Source organism: Streptomyces sp. NPDC044064, from assembly GCF_056434245.1.
Genome location: NZ_JBWKFN010000067.1, coordinates 1 through 5,684 on the forward strand (window position 1 = coordinate 1; position 5,684 = coordinate 5,684).

At 67.8% G+C, this 5,684-nt stretch carries 6 protein-coding genes, 1 tRNA gene and 1 pseudogene; 5 read left to right on the top strand and 3 right to left on the bottom strand.

Features of this window, described 5'->3' with window-relative positions:
- Positions 1-541: 541 nt before the first annotated feature.
- Positions 542-811 carry a hypothetical protein gene (locus tag AC07DS_RS46110; RefSeq protein ID WP_479154715.1) on the top strand — a complete coding sequence of 90 codons (270 nt, stop codon included), beginning with the start codon at positions 542-544 and terminating at the stop codon, positions 809-811.
- A 59-nt stretch (positions 812-870) separates the two neighbouring features.
- Here AC07DS_RS46110 and AC07DS_RS46115 read toward each other — a convergent pair.
- Positions 871-947 (bottom strand) — tRNA-Met (locus AC07DS_RS46115).
- 434 nt (positions 948-1,381) lie between these two features.
- Between AC07DS_RS46115 and AC07DS_RS46120 the strand changes: the two genes are divergently transcribed.
- From AC07DS_RS46120 to AC07DS_RS46130, 3 genes are all read left to right on the top strand, one after another.
- The gene (locus tag AC07DS_RS46120; RefSeq protein ID WP_479154716.1) at positions 1,382-2,278 is read left to right on the top strand and encodes a methyltransferase domain-containing protein; all 897 of its coding nucleotides are present in this window, start codon (positions 1,382-1,384) and stop codon (positions 2,276-2,278) included.
- A gap of 60 nt (positions 2,279-2,338) precedes the next feature.
- Positions 2,339-3,402, top strand: a protein-coding gene (locus tag AC07DS_RS46125) for an IS630 family transposase (protein WP_479154717.1) whose coding sequence is annotated in 2 segments (ribosomal slippage) — positions 2,339-2,782 and positions 2,785-3,402 — 1,062 coding nt in all. Because the reading frame shifts where the segments join, the coding sequence is not laid out codon by codon here.
- A gap of 139 nt (positions 3,403-3,541) precedes the next feature.
- A complete protein-coding gene (locus tag AC07DS_RS46130) occupies positions 3,542-4,228 on the top strand; it encodes an alpha/beta hydrolase (protein ID WP_479154718.1) in 687 nt (228 codons plus the stop codon).
- A 233-nt stretch (positions 4,229-4,461) separates the two neighbouring features.
- Here the strand turns inward: AC07DS_RS46130 and AC07DS_RS46135 are convergent, their stop codons facing one another.
- Positions 4,462-4,866, bottom strand: a complete 405-nt coding sequence (locus AC07DS_RS46135) for an NUDIX domain-containing protein (RefSeq protein ID WP_479154719.1) — start codon at positions 4,864-4,866, stop codon at positions 4,462-4,464.
- 315 nt (positions 4,867-5,181) lie between these two features.
- Between AC07DS_RS46135 and AC07DS_RS46140 the strand changes: the two genes are divergently transcribed.
- Entirely contained in the window at positions 5,182-5,526 is a 345-nt protein-coding gene (locus AC07DS_RS46140; protein ID WP_479154720.1) for a hypothetical protein, read from the top strand.
- Positions 5,527-5,547: 21 nt separating this feature from the next.
- Here AC07DS_RS46140 and AC07DS_RS46145 read toward each other — a convergent pair.
- Positions 5,548-5,684, bottom strand: a pseudogene (locus AC07DS_RS46145) (IS5/IS1182 family transposase); the annotation flags it as partial.

Consider the following 5,684-nt stretch of genomic DNA (forward strand, 5'->3'; position numbering starts at 1 on the left):
GGTGCCGGCGCCCGTGATCAAAGCGGTGTGAGCCATCCCTGAGCCGAATGCCCCCCGTTCCCCCCCCCCCCCCCCCCCCCCCCCCCCCCCCGCCCTCCCCCCCCCCCCCCCCCACCCCCCCCCCCCCCCCCCAGGACCCAGGGGCCGGCCTCCGCCTCCTCCTCCGCACCCCACCCGTGCTCAGTGGCCGACCGGCCCGGAGCCTCGCGGCGCCCTTGGACCGGATCGCCACCGGGACCGCGGCGGCCGGCCCACCGTCCGATCGGTGCCGGTTTCAGCTTGTCCCTCGGCTTGACCCGCCACCGGTATGTCTATGTTCCTCGGCCTTCACGACGTCAGCCAGCATGGTCAGGGCGGTACCTGACCGATGTTTGAAAGGCGCCACCGCGCGGAGGCGCCTAAGAATCCACCGCAATGCGCCAGCCATGGCCTGCCGTTCGTAGGGCTGGCGAGCAGTGAGCCGAAAACGCCCACGACCGGGCTGTCAGTGCCCGGTGGCAGGATCGACCCGGTGATCCGTTCACGGACAGGGGGATACGTCGTGACGAGTACGTACGAGTGGCCGCGCGATGCGAGCAGCGAGGACTCCGCGGCCCTGGAGCAGTGGCTCGGCAAGCAGGGGTGGGAGGTCGATCCAACGGTGTTCATGGCCGGCGCGCGGGGTCCGGCCGTCCAGGTCCGCCGGATCGGCGCGGCGTGGCAGGACGGGGAGTCGGGCCTGCTGATCCTGCCCGGTGAGGTGGTGGAGTACGACGGCGGCCGGATGCGCATCGCCACCCGGCCGACCGCAGCAGCCTCGCCCGTTTCGTAGGCCCAGCACCCCACATGCTTCCGGCCCCCTCGGCATTGGTGTCGAGGGGGCCGGTGCGTTGGTAGCGGGGACAGGATTTGAACCTGCGACCTCTGGGTTATGAGCCCAGCGAGCTACCGAGCTGCTCCACCCCGCGTCGGTACGCCCAGTCTACGGCATGCGCGCGAGCTGGGCTGGTTCAACTCCTGTGACGCGGCTACTGGGAGTGATCGTTGCGACTCCAGTGCTCGGAGGACCAGCCGCACGTATTCGCGGCGTTGCGGAGCATCGGTGTTGTCTATCCAGTCGCGTGGCGGGCGGGAAACCTGGTGGTCGTTCTCCGATTCTGTCACCAGATCGGTGTTGTCTCCGCAGTGACCGACGCGTGGGAGAACCCGCCGTAGTCGACAGTCCGGTCAGTGCGCTGCCCCGCGCCTGGTGTGCTGGCTGTGGGGGTCGAATACATGCACCCCTTCCGGTGCATCACGGTGCAGAACTGTGCTGTAGGACGTGCGGGGTTCGCTGGCTGTGTGAGACATCCCTCTCCCGTCGTCGTGGCGCTGGTGGTCTGGGGAGGTTGACCATGTAGTCATGACCTCCTCGCCCCGCCCGCTGCACGCCGGTGGCCGACCGGATCCGATAGGCGGGACTGCCTCGCTCGGTGGAGAGTCCGCTCCCGCCCGCGGGTACCTGCTGGACAACGCGCGCGCCGAGGCGGGCGAGCGATTCGTTTGGCTGGCCGAGCTGTTCGACGGGGTGACGCGCGGGCACTTCGATCGACTGGGGGTGAGGGCTGGCTCGCGTTGCTGGGAAGTGGGGGCCGGTGGTCCTCGTATCCCGGAGGCGCTCGCGGCGGTCGTCGGTCCGACCGGGCATGTGCTGGCCACGGACATCGACCCGTCGTGGCTGAAGGCAGGCGACGGGTACGAGGTGCGCCAGCACGACGTTGCCGCTGATCCGCCCCCGGAGCCGGGGACGTTCGATCTGGTGCACGCCCGGCTCGTGCTGGTCCATGTACCCGACCGGGCTCGCGCGTTGGCCACGATGGTGGCAGCGCTACGGCCCGGCGGCTGGCTGCTGGTCGAGGACGCCGATACCGCTCTGCAGCCACTGGCATGCCTGGACGACAGCGGCCCTGCGCAGCGGCGGGCCAACCGGCTGCGCGACGCGGTCCGGGAGCTGCTGACGCGCCGCGGCGCGGACCTGCGCTACGGCCGGACACTGCCGTGGGCATTGCGTGAGGCCGGCTTGGTAGATGTCGCCGCGTCGGGCTCTTTCCCGGTCGGCGGGCTGGCCTGCGACCGGCTGGAGGCGGCGACCATCCGGCACGTGCGCGGCGAGCTGCTCGCGGCCGGCCTGGCCGATGACGCCGAGATCGACGCGCACCTGGCTGCCATCCACGCGGGCAAACTCGACCTGACACTCGCGCCGCTGATCTCGGCCTGGGGACGCCGTCCAGCCGAGCACCCTCCGGCACTCGGTTACTGAGGTTGAACTCGTGGAGTCGTAGGTGCTGACGGCTTGTCGTCCGTGCGGTATCACCAGGGGATGCGGTATCCACTGGGCGGCAGGCTTACTGCCGAACGGCAGCAGTTTCGTGAGGAGTTGCGGCTTCAGGCGGCCGAGCGGTTCGCCCGGGGTGAGGCGAGTGCGGTGATCGCCAAGGACCTACGCGTCAGCGTCAGGTCCGTGCAGCGGTGGTGGCAGGCGTGGGAGGAGGGCGGTCCGTCGGCTCTGCGGTCGCAGGGGCCGGCGTCGCTGCCGAGGCTGAGCGGCAAGCAGTTCGCTCAACTGGAGGCGGAGCTGTCCAAGGGACCGGCCGCGCACGGCTGGGAGGGCCAACGCTGGACCCTTAGTCGCGTGAAGACGGTGATCGGGCGGCGTTTCCACCTGGCCTACACGATTCAGGGCGTTCGGAAACTCCTGCTGCGTAACGGCTGGTCTTGCCAGGTCCCGGCCCGACGCGCGATGGAGCGGGACGAGGACGCGGTGGCCGGGTGGGTCAAGGAGGTGTGGCCCTGCGCGGAAGACTCGCGGCGGCCCGTGGAGCCTGGCTGGTCTTCGAGGACGAAGCCGGATTCTCCATGACGCCGCCGCGGGCCAAGACCTGGTCGCAGCGTGGGCGGACCCCGGTGGTGCGGGTGCGGGGCCGTTCCCGCAGACGGATCTCCATCGCGGCGCTGACCTGCTGCAAACCCGGCCACCGGTCCCGGCTGATCTACCGGCCGCGCCGGGACGACGACCGACGCGACGGGCGTAAGAGCTTCTCCTGGCGCGACTACCGGGACCTGCTGATCGCAGCCCACCAGCAACTCGGCGGCCCGATCGTGCTCGTCTGGGACAACCTCAACGTCCACAAGGCCGCCGGGCTGCGGGAGTTCGCCGCCTCGCGCGACTGGCTGACCATCTACTACCTGCCGCCTTACGCGCCCGACCTCAACCCCGTCGAAGGCATCTGGTCCCTGCTGCGGCGGGGCTGGCTCTCGAACGTCGCTTTCGGCACGCCAGAACACCTCATCCAGCGCATCCGACGCGGCCTGCGCCGCATCCAGTACCGCGGCGACCTCATAGACGGCTGCCTCGCCGAAACGGGCCTGATCATCAACACATGACCACCACGGCAACACGTTCAACCTCGTAGGCCCAACGATTGGTATGGGGCGACACGCCTGGCCATCACGCAAAAATAGGCACTAAACGTGCAATATGGTGCAATATTGCATATTCGATCTCCCCGCAGGAGGAAATGCCATGGCGGGCAAGCCCAGCATTGTCTTCGCCCACGGACTCTGGGCGGATGGGTCGTGCTTCAACAAGCTCATCCCCACGCTCCAGGCTGAAGGGCACGAGGTTTTCGCCTCACAGCACGGCCTCGACTCGCTCGAAAGCGACGTCGCGTGCGTCAACTTCACGCTCAACCACGTCCCCGGCCCGATCGTGCTGGTCGGTCACTCCTACGGTGGGACCCTGATTACCAAAGCGGGCAGCCACGACCGCGTCGGCGCTCTGGTGTACATCGCAGCGCTCGCCCCAGACGAGGACGAGACGTCGCAGGAACAGCTGGACAAATTCCCCCGCACGCCCATCTTCGAGCACGTGGACGTTGCTGACGGCCGCGTCTGGCTCAAGCCCTCGGGCGTCCCGCACTTCTGCGGCGACCTCCCGGAAGCGGAGCAGAAGCTCGTCCTGGCAACGGGCGCTGTGCCAGTGGCGGACCTGTTCAACCAGCAGGTTCCCGGCACCGCCTGGCGGACGAAGCCAAGCTGGTTCATCGTCGCCAACAACGACCGTACCGTGCACCCCGACCTGGAGCGGTCCGCCGCCGAGCGCATGGGCGCCAATGTCCGTCCCGTGGACAGCAGCCACGTTCCCATGCTCTCGCATCCTGACTTCGTCCTCGATGTGATCCGTGAGGCCGCGGAGTCCCTCGACGCCTAGGCCAAGCCGGCAACGACCGGCCGCAGCGCAACACGCAAGGAGGCGGCCCCGGACCGACCTGGCCGCCTCCTTGCAACGACATCACGCTTTAAAACTCAGTAGGTGCGGATCCAGGCGTTGTCCGACCTGCCTACAGGGCTGTTCGCCGAGGGAGGCCAGGCAGCTCGCGCAGGTGCGCGCTGCACGTCACCGGAGCTGGGGTCCGGCGAGGAAGGCGCTGCCGTTCTCTGTGGTCAGTGCGACGTTGCGGCACTTGAGCGGCTGGCAGTTCGGCAGGGACGGTCCGTCGGAGTCGCTTTGTGCCGCCATCCCTCCAGGTCGTGCATGGCCCACATGTCATGCTCCGCAGGATCGAGGCGAATCCGGCGGAGCTGGTCGGTGGTGAGGCATCCTCCGTCGAAGATGGAGCCGACCTTGTTCAGCGGCAGCCGGGACCCGGCGTGCGGGAAATGCGTGAGTAGCAACTTCGATTCCTTCGGGCGGTTTTCGAGGCCGGTCTTCTCGATGGCTTCGCGACAGGCGGTATGGAGAGGGTCTTCCTCCTGGGTGTCGAGGTTGCCGCCCAGGAACTGCCAGAGCTGGGCTTTGTAGACCGAGCGCAGCTGTACGGGCCGGTCGTGCTCGTCGCGTACGAACACCTCTGAACAGCAATAACGCACCCGCGCTTATACACCCAGACGCTACCTTCAGCCACCCACCCGCTACTCAACACACCACAGACAACGCCGGCTCACACCCCCACCAGCCCTGCCAGGACCGCCCCACCAGCCTACTCATCGAACCAACAACACCCCAGGTCAGACACCACCTTCCACACCAAATAACAGGATCCCCGAATCGACACCGTGCCATCACTCGAATGGACGCATCCGAATGGCGGTATTACATCCGGCGACTCTACGGTCGGTTCAGATCTCGGTTCCGAGACAGGTGGCTAGCTAGGGAGGTCAACCATGAACCGACTTCGCACCCTCGCCATCGCGGCCGCGCCCGCGGCACTGCTGATCGGCCTGGCGGTTCCGGCTCCCGCCGCACCCGCGCCGAAGGCGCCGACAACGCCGAACGCCAGCTGCTTCATACCACGGGCTGACCAAGTTCTCACTGCCCAGGAAGGCATCAAGCTCGCCAACGCCTGCCAGGCAAAAAAGGCTGACCCTTCGTGGCACTGGATGGGCAACTACGGCTCGGTCTACGACGTGGTCAACGTCGCGAACAGCAGGGGCGTCGGCGCTGGCGGGCTGGTAACGATACCGAATGCCAGCGGCGGCGGCCTGATCCCGACGTTCATGTACTACTGAACGGGCGACTAAGACGTCATTTCACTTGGTGAGTCTGCGGTGGCATATGAGGGTCGCGGCGATAGCGGTGAAGGCGAGGAAGTGTTCCGGCTTGCGCTCGTAGCGGCGGTGGAGGCGTCGGCAGCCGGACAGCCAGGACACGGTCCGCTCCACGACCC